At 64.6% G+C, this 16,162-nt stretch carries 15 protein-coding genes, 1 tRNA gene and 1 riboswitch; of the genes, 2 read left to right on the top strand and 14 right to left on the bottom strand.

Going from position 1 to position 16,162, the window contains the following annotated elements:
- Positions 1-38: 38 nt before the first annotated feature.
- Positions 39-971 (top strand): LysR family transcriptional regulator, encoded by a 933-nt coding sequence (locus J9885_RS00775; RefSeq protein ID WP_210547778.1) that lies wholly within the window; start codon positions 39-41, stop codon positions 969-971.
- Between the two features lie 33 nt (positions 972-1,004).
- Here the strand turns inward: J9885_RS00775 and J9885_RS00770 are convergent, their stop codons facing one another.
- The 7 genes from J9885_RS00770 to J9885_RS00740 all read right to left on the bottom strand — a co-directional run bounded on the left by J9885_RS00770 (position 1,005) and on the right by J9885_RS00740 (position 7,770).
- Positions 1,005-1,328 (bottom strand): DUF1820 family protein, encoded by a 324-nt coding sequence (locus J9885_RS00770; RefSeq protein WP_043757833.1) that lies wholly within the window; start codon positions 1,326-1,328, stop codon positions 1,005-1,007.
- A 117-nt stretch (positions 1,329-1,445) separates the two neighbouring features.
- The gene (locus J9885_RS00765; RefSeq protein WP_210547803.1) at positions 1,446-2,294 is read right to left on the bottom strand and encodes a YjjW family glycine radical enzyme activase; all 849 of its coding nucleotides are present in this window, start codon (positions 2,292-2,294) and stop codon (positions 1,446-1,448) included.
- Between the two features lie 37 nt (positions 2,295-2,331).
- Positions 2,332-3,858 carry a YjjI family glycine radical enzyme gene (locus J9885_RS00760; protein WP_210547777.1) on the bottom strand — a complete coding sequence of 509 codons (1,527 nt, stop codon included), beginning with the start codon at positions 3,856-3,858 and terminating at the stop codon, positions 2,332-2,334.
- Positions 3,859-3,974: 116 nt separating this feature from the next.
- Entirely contained in the window at positions 3,975-4,316 is a 342-nt protein-coding gene (locus J9885_RS00755; RefSeq protein WP_210547776.1) for an AzlD domain-containing protein, read from the bottom strand.
- A gap of 2 nt (positions 4,317-4,318) precedes the next feature.
- Positions 4,319-5,032, bottom strand: coding sequence for an AzlC family ABC transporter permease (locus tag J9885_RS00750; RefSeq protein ID WP_043757824.1), 714 nt, complete (start codon positions 5,030-5,032; stop codon positions 4,319-4,321).
- A gap of 121 nt (positions 5,033-5,153) precedes the next feature.
- The gene (locus J9885_RS00745; protein WP_081843603.1) at positions 5,154-5,630 is read right to left on the bottom strand and encodes a L,D-transpeptidase family protein; all 477 of its coding nucleotides are present in this window, start codon (positions 5,628-5,630) and stop codon (positions 5,154-5,156) included.
- A 289-nt stretch (positions 5,631-5,919) separates the two neighbouring features.
- A complete protein-coding gene (locus tag J9885_RS00740; RefSeq protein ID WP_210547775.1) occupies positions 5,920-7,770 on the bottom strand; it encodes a M3 family metallopeptidase in 1,851 nt (616 codons plus the stop codon).
- Between the two features lie 366 nt (positions 7,771-8,136).
- Positions 8,137-8,222: riboswitch (cyclic di-GMP riboswitch) on the top strand.
- Between the two features lie 64 nt (positions 8,223-8,286).
- Here J9885_RS00740 and gbpA point away from each other — a divergent pair.
- Positions 8,287-9,708, top strand: a complete 1,422-nt coding sequence (gbpA, locus tag J9885_RS00735; protein ID WP_210547774.1) for an N-acetylglucosamine-binding protein GbpA — start codon at positions 8,287-8,289, stop codon at positions 9,706-9,708.
- A gap of 106 nt (positions 9,709-9,814) precedes the next feature.
- On the opposite strand, the gene cbl is transcribed toward gbpA, so the two are convergent.
- From cbl to J9885_RS00700, 7 genes are all read right to left on the bottom strand, one after another.
- Positions 9,815-10,762 (bottom strand): HTH-type transcriptional regulator Cbl, encoded by a 948-nt coding sequence (gene cbl, locus J9885_RS00730; RefSeq protein WP_210547802.1) that lies wholly within the window; start codon positions 10,760-10,762, stop codon positions 9,815-9,817.
- Between the two features lie 104 nt (positions 10,763-10,866).
- Entirely contained in the window at positions 10,867-11,934 is a 1,068-nt protein-coding gene (locus J9885_RS00725; protein ID WP_210547773.1) for a sulfate ABC transporter ATP-binding protein, read from the bottom strand.
- A 30-nt stretch (positions 11,935-11,964) separates the two neighbouring features.
- Positions 11,965-12,858 (bottom strand): sulfate ABC transporter permease subunit CysW, encoded by an 894-nt coding sequence (cysW, locus tag J9885_RS00720; protein ID WP_210547772.1) that lies wholly within the window; start codon positions 12,856-12,858, stop codon positions 11,965-11,967.
- Complete coding sequence (cysT, locus tag J9885_RS00715) at positions 12,855-13,694, bottom strand: sulfate ABC transporter permease subunit CysT (protein WP_210547771.1); 840 nt, start codon at positions 13,692-13,694, stop codon at positions 12,855-12,857. The genes cysW and cysT overlap by 4 nt, the downstream gene beginning before the upstream one ends.
- A gap of 270 nt (positions 13,695-13,964) precedes the next feature.
- Positions 13,965-14,540, bottom strand: coding sequence for an alpha/beta hydrolase (locus J9885_RS00710; RefSeq protein WP_210547770.1), 576 nt, complete (start codon positions 14,538-14,540; stop codon positions 13,965-13,967).
- A gap of 38 nt (positions 14,541-14,578) precedes the next feature.
- On the bottom strand, positions 14,579-15,580 hold the full coding sequence (locus J9885_RS00705) for a sulfate ABC transporter substrate-binding protein (RefSeq protein WP_210547769.1): 1,002 nt from the start codon (positions 15,578-15,580) through the stop codon (positions 14,579-14,581).
- 327 nt (positions 15,581-15,907) lie between these two features.
- Positions 15,908-15,984: transfer RNA gene (locus tag J9885_RS00700), tRNA-Asp, on the bottom strand.
- Positions 15,985-16,162 lie beyond the last annotated feature (178 nt).

Genomic DNA, 16,162 nt, shown 5'->3' with positions numbered 1-16,162 from the left:
GGGGCTTTTTGTTTGTCCCGTTTGCTCGTGGAACCGTTATGGATCTCATTGCCCTCTCCCGCCTCGGCGGCCGCCACCTGGTCACCCTGCACCTGCTGCTGGACAGCCGCAGCGTCACCCGCAGCGCCGAGCGGCTCTGCACCACCCCCTCCACCGTCAGCAAGACCCTCAACCAGTTGCGGGATCTGCTGGGGGATCAGCTGCTCTACCGCCAGGGCAACCAGCTCCTGCTGACCCCGTTTGCCGAGCGGATCGGCCCCAGCCTGCGCCGCCTGCTGGGGGAGCTGAACGGCCTCACCAGTCAGGAGGGGTTCACGCCGGCCAGCTGGCAAGGCGAGCTGACCCTCGCCATGCGCGAAAGCAGCATGATCTGGCCCATGGGGCCCATACTGGGGAAGCTGATGCAGGAGGTGCCGGGGCTGGTGCCCGTCATCCACAACAAGGACGAGCAGGGGCTGGCGGCACTGGCGGCGGGCAAGCTGGACTTCGTCATCCTGCCCCATGATCAGAGCCAGCCGCTCCCGGGTCTGCCCGGCCTGATGTGGGACACCCTGCGGGAGGACGCCCTGGTCTGCCTGCTGCGCTCGGATCACCCGGCCCTGGTCGGGCAATGGGATCTCGATGCCTACCTGAGCTGGCGCCACCTCGCCATCCGCGACGACGAGCTGGCCAATCCCTTCTTCGAGCAGAGTCTGGCCCAGCACCAGGTACAGCGCAGGCTGGGGGCCAGTCTGCCGGATTTTGGCAGCGCCGCCGCCCTGCTGCGCCAGAGCGATCTCGTGCTCACCGCCGTCAAGGGCTGGGCCGAGCACGCGACGCCCCGCGGACTGGTGAGCCGACCGGTGCCCTTCGATTACGGTGCCGTGACCCACAGCCTGGTGTGGTATGGCCCCCTGGGGGAAGATCCCGCCCTGCGCTGGTTCCGCCAGCGGATCCTGCAACTGGCCCGGGAGCTGGACGCCCCCGGCTGACACCCGGCAGCCTGGCCGCCGGGTCTGACGGGCTCAGGGTTTCCTGGTGTAGATGGGGCTGGGGAAAGGGGAGACGTTGTTACCCAGATCCGTGATGCGGGCGGCCCCCTGCTTGCGCACCTGATCGACCCGCAGCACGTGGTGCATGGGGATCATGGTGCGATTGACGTCCGCAAACTCACTCTTCAATTTTTCGTGGCTGGGATCGACGATGAGCGCGGTGTGGTTGTCCCACACGAAGTGGGCGATCTCGATGAAGCCGAACAGCTGACCCTGACTCACTTCCCTGACGTAGACTTCGTAACGCTCGTTGTGACAAATAAACTGCACTCGATATAAGGCGTTGGCTTCACTCATGGGTATCTGTTGATGATGGGCGGTTTTCCCATTCTAGCCGCCCCCTCGGGCACACCAAATAGACGGACGTCACAGATGCGTCATATCGGGTCTCAGGATGAGGTGCCGGATAACGCCTCAGAGCGCCGGCAGCATCACGGGCCCAAACCCCTTGTCCTTCAGTGCCTTGGCCAGGGCCACCAGCTCATCCCCCCCGGCCTCTGACCATGCCAGCGCGGCCCCGCGCACCCCGTGATGGCGAAAACCGTTGAGGCGGATGGGCACCCGCCCCAGCGTTTGCAAGAAGGTCGCCAGCCCCTCCCCCAGCTCTCCGGTGACGTCGAGATAGTCGCTCCGCCCCGGCACCTGCAGCAGGCGCAGCTCGGCGAGTTTGCCGTGGGCAGCCAGTAGATGCAGCGACGCCAGCACCCGATCGCGACCTCGGCCGGTCAGGGCGAGGTGCACAGACTCGCGCCACCCCTTGAGATCGACCATGGCGCCGTCCAGCACCGGCAACAGCCGTTGCCAGCCAGGTTCGGCGAGCGAGCCGTTGCTGTCGAGCAGGCAGGTGAGGTGAGCCAGATCCGGCGCCCCCTTGATGGCCGTGAACAGGGCGATCACGAACGGCAGCCGGGTGGTGGCCTCGCCGCCGGAGACGGTAATGCCGGTGAGCAGCGGGCCGTAGCGGCGCAGCAGAGCCAGCACCTCGGCCACCGACATGTCGCGGGTCTTGGGGCTGGCGCTGCGGGGGCAGGCATCGAGACAGGCATCGCAGTGGGTGCAGCTCGCTTCCTGCCAGCTCACCCGCCCCTCGTGCAGGGTCAGGGCCCCGCTCGGGCAGCCGGGCACGCAGTCGCCGCAGTGATCGCACAACCCTATGGTGTGGGGGTTGTGGCAGCCGGGGCAGCGGAAGTTGCACCCCTGCAGAAACAGCACCAGCCGGTTGCCGGGGCCGTCCACGCAGGAAAAGGGGAGCCAGCGGCTCACCGTCGCCGTGAGTTCGGCCCCCTCCTGCCTGCCGCATTCAGCGCTCACTCAAGAGAGCCTCGATGGCCACCACCCGCGGCGCCCGCTGGCGAATGCCGGTCAGCTCGCTCGCCTCGGCGCCGAGGCAGGTGGTCTGCAGCCGCGAGCCTTCTGCCGCGAAGCGGGCCAGGTCGCGCTTGCGGATCATGTAGCCGGTCACCCGTACCAGGTCGCTGTCGGCCACGTTGGCGGTGAATTCGCGCATGCCGAGGGCAAAGGCCCCCTTGCAGAGCTGCAGCAGCGCCTGCGGGTTCTGGCGGATGGTGGGATCCAGGGTCAGGATCTCGCTGATCCCGGAGTGATAGAAGCCGTGGTGGGGTGCCAGGGCCAGCAGATGGCTGGCGGGATCCGGCTCCTCCCCATAGGGGATGCGCACCCCGGGGGTGACGCCCCTGTCCACGCTGAGCCCCCCCTGGGAGTGGAGCAGGGCGCGGCCGCCCCAGGCATGAAACTGGGGTCGCGCCCTCACCAGCTCGGAGAGGCGGGCCGAGATGCGGTGACCGAGCCGGTTCGCCTCCTCGTCGTGACCGTATCGCCCCGCCAGCCCCGCCTGCTCCATCAGCAGGTTTACCGCCTCCGCCATGCCATAGATGCCAAACATGGGCACGAAGCGCGCCTCCTCGATCAACCCCTCCTGCACCAGGAAGCTGTCGAAGAAGCCGGATGCCTCGTGCAGGAAGGCGGCGCGCGCCTCGATCAGCCGCGAGGCCTGCTCGCAATAGTGAGGCAGCGTTCGGGCCATGAAATCCTCAACCCCTGTGCTCTGCCCGGCCACGCCCTTGAGGGAGAGGCGCACCAGGGTATTGGCCCCGCCCCCCAGAGGCAGGGCGTTGTAGCAGCTGACGATGCCAAAGCCGCGCGCATCGAAGGTGTCCCTGTGCAGCGGGTAGTTGACGATGTGGGGCTTGCTGCAGGCCGCGATGTTCTCGACCCCTTGCAGCAGCAGGCTGTCCGGGGTCTGCGCCGGATCGTGGAACAGGCTGAGGTTCGGGGCCGCCTGCTTGAGCTCGCCATCGATGCGCAGGATCAGGCGGCAGATCCGGTTGTCGTCGGGGCCTATGTTGACGTGCATGAAGGCATCCGGCAGCACCCGATCCAGGTAGATCCAGAAGGCCTTCAGCTTGCGATGGAGGGCCTCGTCATCGAGCGCCCCGACAAAGGGCAGCAGCAGGTGATCGAGCCTGCCCAACCAGACCGGCATGCCGGTGACCGAGGGCACGTGATGGTAGAGGATGCGCAGGGCGTCGAGGGCCTCGTCAAAATCCTGCGGCGGGGCCAGCTCCAGCCAGGCCGAGCCCTGGCGCAAAAAACGTTCGTAGTCTGGCAGCACGTAGCGCGGCTTGTAGGGGGCGTGCCCCTCGAACATGTCGCACAGCACCCCTTGCGACATCGCCTCGGCGACGTCGGCGGGCAGCTCGGGATAGGGCAGCGCATTCTCGGCGGCCAGCGCCAGGGCGTGGCTCTTCTGGGCCGGTGACAGCAGGGGGTCGCGCACGATGCGCTGGCAGGTTTCGGTGAAGGACATGGCTCGCTCCTCGGCGGATGATGCCAAAATCCTCACATTTGAGAGGCCTTTTTTGAAGTGACATTCCCAACATGGCGGATATCCCATAACGACATCCGCCATGCAGGATCACGGGGCTAGCCCCAGCCCGGGAAGAGAATGGCGATGCCCCCCAGCCAGCGCAGCAGGAAGAAGCCCCCCATGCCGACCACCACCACCGCCAGGGTCGGCAGGCGCAGCAGGGTCAGGGCCGTCACCAGCAGGGTGGCGGCCAGGTAGTCCGGATCCCAGTCCAGCCCGATGCCCGGCTCATAGCTGAAGACGATGGGCAGCCAGATGGCGGTCAGCACCGACTGGGCCGAGAAGCTGAGGAAGGCCCCCATCTCGGCACCGGGCTGGTAGCGGGTCAGCCGCGAGAAGAACGCGAAGCGGTTGAAGAAAGTAATCAGGGCCAGCAGCCCTATCATCAGCCAGCCCATGATCACCTCCTCATCCGGTGCAGCACATAGCCCACCACCATGCCGGCCAGGGCCGAGACGATGATGTGGATCTCCGCCAGCAGCGGCTTGGTAAGCAGCGCCGTGCCCCCGCTCACCAGGGTGGCCGCCACCATGGGCAGGTTTTTCATGGCGGGAATGGTCATGGCGATGAAGGTGGCGGCGATGGCGAAGTCCAGTCCCATCTTGTCCAGCCCCTCGATGTACTGGCCGGCGGCGATGCCGAGCAGGGTTGCCAGGTTCCAGAACAGGTAGAAGACGAAGCCCGCAATGAGCGCATAGGCGGGGTTGAAGGTGCCGCTGCGCTCCCTGTCCTTGAGTGCCACCGCGAACATCTCGTCGGTCAGGAAGAAGGCGAGGCTGGCCCGCCAGCGCAGGGAGAGCGGCAGCACGTCGCGACGGAAGGTGAAGCCATAGAGCAGGTGCTGGGAGGTGATCACCATGGTGGACCCCATGATGGGCAACAGCGGGGTGCCCGCCCCGAACAAGGTGGTGGCCGAGAGCTGGGCGGCACCGGCATAGACCAGCAGCGACATCAGCTGGGCCTGCAGCGGGCTCAGACCCGCCTGCAGCGCCAGGGCGCCGCACAGGATCCCCCAGGGGATCACCGAGATGGAGAGGGGCAGAATATCGATGGAGGCACGCCACCAGAGCGCCACCGGGCGCTCGGACGCAGGGAGGCCCGTTTCTGAGATCATGGGATCGTCCTTGAGATAGCCAATGCGAGCCGGAAAAACTAACACGGCGCGGGACGGGCTGTCACGCCATGGCCTGCGGCAAATGAAACGCCCGCGTGGTAGCGGGCGTTGGAAGACGGGATCAGGGCTCGATGATGATGGGGGTGCCGGGTTCGATGGCGTTCCAGATCTCGTCCATCTCGTGGTTCAGCACCGCGATGCAGCCGTTGGTCCAGTTGGAGGGCTGCACCCTGCGATCCCCCAGGCTGTTGCGCTGGCCGTGGATCATGATCATGCCGCCCGGGTTCACACCCAGCTCGTTGGCGCGCTTGATGTCGTCCAGGTTCGGGTAGTTGATGTGAATGGCCTTGTAGAAGCCGGAGTTGCTCTTCTTGTAGTCGAGGGTGTAGCGCCCTTCCGGGGTACGCTGATCCCCTTCACGCTGCTTGTGCCCCATGGGCGCCGGGCCCAGGGCAACCCAGTAGCGTTTGACTTCCTTGCCATCCTTCATCAGGGTCAGGCTGTAACTCGACTTCTTGACCACCACCATATCGGCAGACAGGGTGGCAAAACTCAATGCGGGCCACAGCCCCAGCAAACACAGCAATACGGCTCTCACTTTCCATCCCTCGACGAGCCTTCAGGGCTCTCTTGTTAGCAAATCATCTGAATGTCGCCACTCTCTGGTGACGAGCGAGCGCCATGATATGGGATCGCCATGAATACTCAATATATCGAGAAAAACATATCTAGTGACACGGCGAAGGCAACCCCGTCATCTCGATGAATGCACAGGAAAAACAGCGGGATAGTCCCTTCCCTTGAATATGCCCCCGAAAGAGCCCCGTGCCCCCTCTCGCCAATAGAGAGCCCCGCCAGCTGGCGGGGCTCGGAGCTCAGGGGCAGGCTCAGCCGGCCACTGCGGCCTCGGCCCCGTAATGGCGCCGGATCCAGGCCTCGAAGTCGGCCAGCATGCGGGCCTCCGACTCCTGGTTGTCGGCGATGAGTTCGGCGCCGTGTACCACCCGGATGCGGGCGTCGAGCGGCGTCCCTTCCCCCGCCGGCGGACGCTGCCGTGCCGCATCCATACACTCCTGCGCCTGCTGCCACGCCTCGGCGGCACTCCGGTTGCACGCCTCGGCCAGGGGCACCGCGCTGAAGCCCTCACCGGTGAGACTCTGCAGCGTCTCGTCGTGGGTCATGCCGTTGCCCGGGCCCCAGTAGTGGGCGGCCAGATCCGGCCCGATGCGCGGGTTGTCGGTGAGGTAGCCGTCGCGCTTCAGGAAGTAGGCGCGGGTCTGCTCCACCGCCATCAGGGCCAGCAGGTAGCCGTGATAGGCACAGGCCGACTCCTGGTTCAGGAGGTGCGGAATGGCCAAGAGCGGGCGCGGGCTCTCGACCCCCAGGATCTTGCGTTCCCACTGGCGTGCCAGCGCCAGCACGGCGGCCGGGGTGCGCTCGGCCTCGTCCATGGCGTAGAGATCCCGCTCGAAGTAGGCCACCAGCGCGATCTGGCGCTCGTTGAAGGCGCGAAACGGCTGGCGCGCGGCGATCATCGCCTGGATGAGCGCATCGGGGATCGCCTCCCCCGCATCATTCCTGGCGTAGCGCTTGAGCCAGTCCGCGTCGTCCAGCAGGCTGTCGCAGAACATGGACTGGGTCTCGGCATAGGCCATGGAGGTGGGCGGAAACTCCTGGGAGAAGCAGGGGGCGTTGCCGGTGACATTGGCAAAGTGCGCCGCGTGGCCCCCTTCGTGGAACAGGGTGTTGAGCCCGCTCCAGCCGCTGCCCACCTGAGCCGGGTTGGCCAAGCTGGTGAAATTCACCACCGCCGGTACCCACTCCCCCTCCTGCCAGAAGCTCGGCACCGGGCCGTGGCAGAAGCCGTTCTCGTATTTCCCCTCCCGGGTCAGCAGATCCAGGGTCAGGGTAGCGCCGCGATACTGGATGCCGAGGCGGCGGAAGCTCTCGACCCAATCCTTCAGCGCCCGGGAAAACGGCACATAGGGGTCGAGCTGACGGGTCACGTCACCGCTCACGCTGTAGCGCAGGTTGTGGGGCAGCAGGGCCTCATCCCCCTTGGCCGCCTTCAGCTCGGCCAGGCTCTGGTGCAGCCGCTGCTCGGTGCGGGCGATAAAGTCATCCAGGATGGCGAAGAGCTGCTCCGGGCTCATCTGCTCGTTCTTGTGCACCTTGTAGTCGAAGTAGTCGCGATAGCCCATGGCCCGGGCGAAGCGGTTGCGCAGCGCGACGATGGCCAGATAGCCGTTGTCGACTACCCACTGCTCCAGGGTGTGGAACATGGCGAGCGCACTCTGGCGCACCGCTTCATCGGCGCTGGCGGCCAGCGCCGTGCTGGCGGCGGGCAGACTGCCGGGGACCTGGCGACCCTGCTCGTCCAGCAAGGTCAGCTTCAGCCCCTTGCGCCGGGCAAACAGATCCGCCTCGGCGGCCACCAGCTCGTCCATCAGGGACGCGGCCTGAAGATCCTCGATGACGTTGCACTCGAAGAAGGCAATCCAGCCTGCCAGACCGCGTTTCAGCTCGGTCTCCTCGGCCTGGGCCTGCATCTCCCGCAGCACCGGCAGGCGTGCCGGGTCGGCGCAGAAGGCCTTGTAGGCCTGCTCGGCGGTGGTGAAGCCGGCCTGATCGTCGCTGGTGCCCATGTAAGTGGACCAGAACAGATCCTCCTTGCGCCTGTGTACCTGCAGGTAGTCGGCGTTGAGCTGGTTGAGATAATTCCTGGCAATGGAACTCATAAATTCCCTCTTTATGGGGTCACCCGCACGGGTGCCCACTCCTTTTATTGGTGAGATGCCGCCCCCTTCACAGAGATTGGCAAACAGTGCGCCGGGATGCGCATGAACAAGCTACCAAAAAGCGGGGAGCGCTGTCTGCTGGCGATTGGTCCAGACGTGCATCTGGGGGGCGAGCGGCGGGGGATGTCGGGCGGTCATCCCGCACACACCTGATGATCGGCATCGCCCTGCCCGAGGGGGGAGCAAGAGAAGCATGGGGAGTCGTACTGCTCCGATGAGGTCAAGCCGTCAATATTTACACTTAATTTTTTAACAAAATATAGTCATCATGGGTCTGTCGCCCAGTGCGGCACCATGACCCTTTCTGTAGTCATTTGGCAAACTGGTTGAAAGGCCAGGACGCAAAGCCTCCGGTCTAAAGACATGCTGTCCAGGATAGCGGGGTTGCCACACCCAGGTGTGCACCGGGATTTCCCCTGCCAACTTGACTGCCCACATCACCGAACAGAGGAATGTATGGCAGCAAAACTTCAATTCAATCGCCTCGCGGCGGCACTGACGCTGCTGGCCAGCGGCGGTGCCCTCGCCCACGGCTATATCAGCCAACCCGAGTCGCGCAACTACCTGTGCAAGACGGGTGGCAACATCCAGTGCGGCGCCATCCAGTGGGAGCCCCAGAGCCTGGAGGCCCCCTCCGGCTTCCCCGCTGGTGGCCCCGCCGATGGCCAGATCGCCTCGGCAGGACACCCGCAGTTTGGCGAGCTCAACGCCCAGACCAGCGATCGCTGGACCAAGCGCAATGTGCAGGCAGGTCCCTTTGCCATCAGCTGGACCTTCACCGCCAACCACGCGACCCGCAACTGGCGCTATTACCTCACCCGGCAGGACTGGAACCCGAACCAGCCGCTCACCCGGGACGCCTTCGATCTCGTGCCCTTCTGCGTCATCGACGGGGGCATGGTACAGCCACCCAAGCAGGTGACCCACAACTGCACCCTGCCCGAGCGCACCGGCTATCAGCTGATCCTCGGGGTCTGGGAGGTGGGTGACACCACCAACAGCTTCTACAACCTGATCGACGCCCGGTTCAAGGACGACGGCCAGCCGCCGTTGACCTGGAGTCAGGGAGGCACCATCTATCCCTCCATCGACCTCGCCGTCGGCGACAAGGCCAGAACCCGGGTATTCGACGCCGGTGGCGAACGCACCGATCTGCAGACCGAGCTGACCATCGCCAGCACCGAGCAAGGCCTGAAGAACAACTGGGCTCACGCCCTGGCGAGCAAGATCAATGCCGAGCAGAGCCAGATCCGCGCCGGCCAGCAGGGCACGGACGGCCAGTTCAACCCGGTCTACGGCCAGAACCCCGTCTACCTGAAAGCGGGCAGCAACCTGCAGCGAGTAGAAGTCCAGCTAGAGCAGCAGCAACCCCCGGTCAGCGACAGCATCAGCGTGAGCGGCCTGGCGAGCGAGTATCCGCTCGACAACGGCCAGCTCACCCTGGTCTTCACCGTCGCCGCCCAGGGAGATCTCGCCGTCACCAGCACCCTCTACGACCATGGCGGTGTCGCCAGGGGGCAGACCAGCGCCGACATCAAGGACAGCAGCCTGGGCTTCTCCATGGCCCTGAGCGGCCTGAGCGCCGGCCACCATCAGCTGGTGATCGAGGCCAGGCCGAAGAACGGTGGCGCCACCCTGCAGCAGACCCAGGATCTGATGCTCAAGGATCCGGCCGCCGGCGGTGACTACCAGTACAGCTTCCCGGAGGGGCTCAAATCCTACACTGCGGGGACCCGGGTACTGCAGCCGAAGAACGGCAAGATCTACCAGTGCAAACCCTTCCCCTACAGCGGCTGGTGCAGCCAGTGGGCGAGCACGGCCACCCAGTATGAGCCGGGCGTGGGTTCCCACTGGCAGGAGGCATGGACACAGCTGTGATCCGCCGCACCTGCGCAGTGTAAAGTCGGATAGGGTCAGCCAAAGGGGCCCATCCGTCCGCAATAAAACGGGGAGCCAATGGCTCCCCGTTTTCCATGGCAACCGCTCAGATCTGGTAGTCGAGCAGGGGCTCGTTGCTCATGGCACGGGCCTGGATCTCCGACAACGCCAGCTCGGGGTTACACAGCTGGATGAACTGCCAGGCGAAGTTGTGCTGGAACTGCCCCTGGTTGAGGCCGATCCAGGCGGTGTGCGGCGCAAACAGCCGGCTGCCGTCCAGCTGCACCAATCCCTTGTCCCGCTGGGCGTCGAACGCCATGTCCGCCAGTATGCCCACCCCCATCTCCAGCTCGACATAGGTCTTGATGACGTCCGAATCCTGGGCCGTCAGCAGGATCTGCGGCGCTATGCCCGCCTCGGCAAACGCCTCGTCTACCCGCACCCGCCCGGTGAGGCCGGCCTGATAGGTGACGATGGGCCAGTGGGCCAGGGCAGCCAGGGTCAGCTCCCGCTCGGCGGTGAGGGGGTGCAGCTCCGGCACCACTATGTTGTGATGCCAGCGGTAGTAGGGAAACGCCACCACCCCTTCGCTCCTGTCGAGCTGCTCGCTGCTGATGCCGATGTCCACCTCGCCGGTCTGCACCAGCCGTACTATCTCCTCCGGGCTGCCCTGGCGCAGCTCCAGCTGCACCAGCGGGAACTGCTCGCGAAACGCCTTCACCACCCTGGGCAGGGCGTAGCGGGCCTGGGTGTGGGTGGTCGCGACCAGCAGCCGGCCCGAGTCACGGTTGGCGAAGGTGCTGGCCAGCTTGCGGATGTTGTCGGCATCATTGAGGATACGCTCGGCGATCACCAGCAACTCCTTGCCCGGCTCCGTCATGCCAAGCAGCCGCTTGCCGTAGCGGATGAAGAGCGCGAGCCCCAGCTCCTCTTCCAGCTCGCGAATGTGGCGGCTGACCCCGGACTGGGAAGTAAAGAGGGCATTGGCCACCTCGGTCAGGTTGTAATCCCGCCGTGCCGCTTCCCGAATGATTCGCAACTGCTGAAAGTTCACCATCGCCTCCTGCGCTGGGTGACGGTGGAAGTGCCACCGTCCTCTAGTAATGGGTCGCCGGGCACCAACCCGGCCTGAAGCTGGACCACCAGGGCGGCCAGCCCTCAGATCTGGTAGTCGGGGTAGAGCTGGGCCTGTCTTGCCACCAGGCGTACCCCCTGGCCGGGGGCGAAGGCCCGGGCGGCCTCCTTGCTCAGCTCGGCCTCGTAGTGGGCACTCGCTCTCTCCCCTTCGCCGCGCAGCTCCACCCGGATGCGCGGCCCCATGGGCAGCAGCCGGGTGATGGTAGCGCTGATGCCACCCGGTGCATCAGCCGGCAGTATCTCCAGCTCGTGGGGACGCACATAGGCGATGGCCGCGCTCCCTTCCGCCAGTGGGGAGGCAATGGCCCCCCCCAGCAGCTGCTCGCCGATGCCAAGCCCCTGGCCTGCCACCCGACCACGGAACAGGTTCACACTGCCGAGGAAGCTGTGTACGAAGGCGCTGGCGGGCTGGTCATAGACTTCGGCCGGCGTGCCGATCTGCTCCACCCTGCCGGCATTCATCAGCACCACCCTGTCCGCCACCTCCAGCGCCTCCTCCTGATCGTGGGTGACGAACAGGCTGGTGACATGCAACTCGTCGTGCAGCTCGCGCAGCCAGCGACGCAGCTCCTTGCGCACCTGGGCGTCGAGGGCGCCGAAGGGTTCATCCAGCAGCAGCACCTTGGGCTGCACCGCCAGGGCGCGGGCCAGGGCGACCCGCTGACGCTGGCCGCCGGAGAGCTGGGTCGGATAGCGACCGGCCACGTGGCTGAGTTGCACCAGATCCAGCAGCTCCCTGACCCGGGCACGGATGGCCTCCTCGGCCGGCCGCTCGCTGCGCGGCTTGACCCTCAGGCCGAACGCCACGTTCTCGAACACCGTCATGTGGCGAAACAGGGCGTAGTGCTGGAACACGAAGCCGACGTTGCGCTCGCGCACGTGCAGATCCGAGGCATCCTCCCCGCGGATGATCACCTGGCCCGAGTCGGCCTGCTCCAGCCCGGCGATGATCCGCAGCAAGGTGGTCTTGCCGCAGCCGGAGGGACCGAGCAGGGCCACCAGTTCACCGTCGTGAAAGTCGAGGTTGATGTCGGCCAGGGCGGCGTACTGATTGAAATGCTTGTTGAGTCGTTGAACCTGAATGCTCATGGCGGCCTCTTATGAATCGTTGAATCGACATCAATGGGACTGGGCGGGCTGACTGCGCAGCCGGGCCAGCAGGGTCTCCCCCAGCAGGGTGAAGATCCCGAACAGCGCCAGCAGGCTGGCCACCGCGAAGGCGGCCCCTGTCTGGTACTCGTTGTAGAGGATCTCGATATGCAGCGGCAGGGTGTTGGTCTGGCCGCGAATGTGGCCGGAGACCACGGAGACGGCGCCGAACTCCCCCACGGCCCGGGCGGTACAGAGCAGCAGGCCATACATCAGGCTCCAGCGGATACCGGGCAGGGTGACGCGCCAGAACATCTGCAAGCCGCTTGCCCCCAGCATGATGGCGGCCTCCTCTTCTTCAGGGCCGCGCGCCTCCATCTGGGGCAGCAGTTCGCGTACCACGAAGGGCACCGTGATGAAGGTGGTGGCCAGAATGATCCCCGGGGTGGCGAAGATGATCTTGATGTCGTACTCGCCGAGCCATTCCCCGAACCAGCCGCGACTGCCGAACAGCAGCACGAACATCAGGCCTGCTATGACCGGCGAGACCGAGAACGGCAGATCGATGAGGGTGATGAGCAGCTGCCGCCCAGGAAAGCGGAACCGGGCGATGGCCCAGGCAGCGGCGAGCCCGAACAGCAGATTCAGGGGCACAGAGCAGAGCGTCACCAGGGCGGTCAGCCCAAGGGCGCTCAGGGCATCCGGCTCGCTGATGGCATGCCAGAAGAAGGCCAGCCCGGGAGACAGGGCCTGGATAAAGACGGTGGCCAACGGCAGCAGCAGCAGGGCGGCAAACCAGCCCAGACCGACAGTGATCAGCAGCCATTTGACCCAGGCCGGCTCGTGGATCACCCGGGGTTGGCTCACCCGGGGCGTCGGCACGGCGCCCTGAGCCAGATCGAGACTTGCACTGGATGCGCTCATAGGCGGCTCCCTCCGATACGGGCCCAGCTCCAGGCCTGCAACTTGTTGATGAGCAACAGCAGAATGAATGAAATGAGCAGCATGACAGACGCGATGGCGGAAGCTCCCGCGTAGTCATACTCCTCCAGGTGGCTCATGATCATCAGGGGTGCGATTTCCGACACCATGGGCAGGTTGCCGGCGATGAAGATGACGGAGCCGTACTCCCCCACCCCGCGGGCAAATGCCAGGGCAAAGCCGGTGAGGAGCGCCGGGATCAGGGTCGGCCACAGCACCCTGGCGAACGTCTGCCAGCGGTTGGCACCCAGACTCGCGGCCGCCTCCTCCTGCTCGGTCTCGGCCTCCCGCAGCACCGGCTGCAGGGTGCGCACCACGAAGGGCAGCCCGATGAAGGTCAGGGCAATGACGACCCCGATGGGGTTGTAAGCAAGCTCGAGGCCGAGGGGGGCGACCCACTGGCCTATCCAGCCATTGGGGGCAAAGATGGCGCACAAGGCGATGCCGGAGACGGCGGTTGGCATGGCGAAGGGCAGGTCGATCAGCGCATCCACCAGGCGGCGCCCGGGGAAGGTGTAGCGCACCAGCACCCAGGCCAGGATCAGGCCGAACAGGCTGTTGAGCAGTGCTGCGATGAAGGCTGCGCCGAAACTCAGGCGAAAGGAGGCAAGTACCCGGGGGGATCCGATCACCTGCCAGAATTCGGCGGCACTCAGGTTGTTCACCGCAAACAGCACCAGAGCCGAGAGGGGCAACAGGACCAGTATGCCCAGATAGAGCAGACTGAAGCCCAGCGTTGGCCCCAGGCCGGGCAGGACAGAATAAGAACTTAATCGCATAACACATCCGTTTGTTATAAACACTTTGGATATGGCGATTCTGCTCACTAGAGCCAGGGACAACAAACACCAATAACGCCTTTGCTAAGCACTTTTTTATCTAACCGTGGTGGCACAAGGCTTTGAGAGCGATAAATAGAAAAAAAGGTCTTTTATATAAATAAAAGACCTAAAAAACGGAGCCGTGAAACCATGGAGACAGTCACTTAAGTCAGGTGGGCCAGCCTGCCGGGGTCGCGCCCATATACTCCCTCGGATTGCAATGTGGTGTCATCGAACCGTGAGGGCGGCCCGCCCCTTCCATTGGGCGGGAGCCGGTTCCACCACCATCTCGGCCCTGCGGTGAAGCGTGGTGAGCAGGTCGAGCCCCTGGTGCCAGTCACCATGACCAGACTGGGCATTGATGTGGCCCGCATCACCCGCATCGAACAAGGGCACCTGCCACTGGCGACTCCAGTATTCGGCACGCTCGAAACTCATCCAGGGGTCGTTGCGGCTGGCGACGAGCTGGGCGGAAACCTTGATGGAGCCCGCCAGCGCCTCGTCCGGGATCCCGAAGCGAGCCGGATCGGCGGGCGCGACGATGAGGAGGGACGATACCTTGTCCGGTTGCAACCTGGCGGCGGCAATGGCCGTCAGGGCCCCGAAGGAGTGAGCCACCAGATGAACCCGGCTGCGCCGGCTCCTGAGCTTGCTCGCCAGCTTGGCGCTCCAGACCGTGAGATCCGGCTGATCCCAGGGCAGACCCACCATCCGCTGCCACTGGGGAAACTGCTGGTGCCAGCGGCTCTGCCAGTGATCGGGCCCGCTGTTGTGCAGGCCGGGAACCAGAAGGATCTTGTTCATCTTGGTACTCCTCTCCATTGGCTCGGGGTCAGCCCGGCTCAGCGGCCCGGCTGGTAGATCTGGTCAAAGAGCCCGCCCTGGGCGAAGTGCTTCTTCTGCGCCTTGTTCCAATCCCCTTCCAGATCCTTGACGGTGAACAGATTCAGACTGGGGAACTGGGCCGAGGTCTCCTTCAGGATCGCCGGGTTGCTCGGACGATAGTGATACTTGGCGATGATCCGCTGACCTTCGTCAGAATAGAGGTAGTCGAGGTAACCCTTGGCGACGGCCTCGGTGCCATGCTTCCTGGCGACCTTGTCCACCACGGCGACCGGCGGCTCTGCCAGGATGGAGACCGACGGCACCACCAATTCAAATTTCTCGCTGGTTCCTGGCTGGTTCAGCACCAACAAGGCCTCATTTTCCCAGGCCAGCAGCACATCCCCGAGGCCCCGCTCGATAAAGCTGGTGGTAGCGCCACGGGCCCCGGAGTCCAGCACCTTCACGTTCTTGAACAGGTCGCCAACGAACTGCCTGGCCCCCTCTTCGCTACCGCTCTTCTTCAGGGCATAGCCCCAGGCGGCCAGGTAGTTCCAGCGCGCCCCACCGGACGTCTTGGGGTTCGGTGTGATGATGGCGACATCCTTGCGCACCAGATCGTCCCAGTCCTTTATCTGCTTCGGGTTGCCCTTGCGCACCAGGAACACGATGGTCGAGGTGTAGGGCGAGGCATTGTTGGCCAGCCGCCCTTCCCAGTCGCCAGCGGTGAGGCCCGCCTTGGCCACCGCATCCACGTCATAGGCCAGCGCCAGGGAGACCACGTCGGCCTCCAGTCCGTCCACCACGGCGCGCGCCTGCTTGCCGGAGCCGCCGTGTGACTGGCTCACCACCACATCATCACCGGTCTTGGCCTTCCACTCCTTGGCGAAGGCGGCATTGTATTCCTGGAACAGTTCCCGGGTCGGGTCGTAGGAGACGTTGAGCAGACGTACCTCGGCGGCATTCGCCTGGCCGAGTGCCAGCAGGGAGAAGAGGGTCAAAGCGGTCATTCGCAGTTTCATGGTGATACTCCATATCGTTGGGTTGAGTACAGCATGCCCGCAGTCTCATATTCCATGAAGAAAGAAATAACGCTTTGCTTATCTCTTTAATGCATATTCAACTCCCCCTGAGCGCAAACCCGCCCTTCGTCAGTAGCACCATGCTCGGTGATAGCTTGTGGATCCATGCCAGTGACCAAGAAGCCCGATCGGCTGACATAGCGAGTACCAACGGGTTTCAGGGGGAGAGAATCGGGATGGAACGGCGAAATCTGGTTAACTGATATGGACATAAGGAGATCGTGGAGACGAAAAAAAGCCCAGTCTGTCGACTGGGCTTCTTGTTAGTGGCGGAGCGGACGGGACTCGAACCCGCGACCCCCGGCGTGACAGGCCGGTATTCTAACCGACTGAACTACCGCTCCGCATTCGGTTAGCTTTCGCTAAATCTTTTGCCGCTTCTTCTGAGGTGTCATCCTCGCAGCCAGTAACGTGATTTTGCACATCACTGTTTAATTGGGTGCCTGGCAGTGTCCTACTCTCGCATGGCGAATGCCACACTACCATCGGCGCTACAGCGTTTCACTTCTGAGTTCGGCATGG

The organism is Aeromonas sp. SrichE-2G (genome assembly GCF_017939565.1).
Taxonomy (GTDB): Bacteria; Pseudomonadota; Gammaproteobacteria; order Enterobacterales; family Aeromonadaceae; genus Aeromonas; species Aeromonas taiwanensis.
The sequence above is the reverse complement of the archived record's forward strand: the minus strand, read 5'-3'. Positions and strand labels throughout refer to the sequence as shown.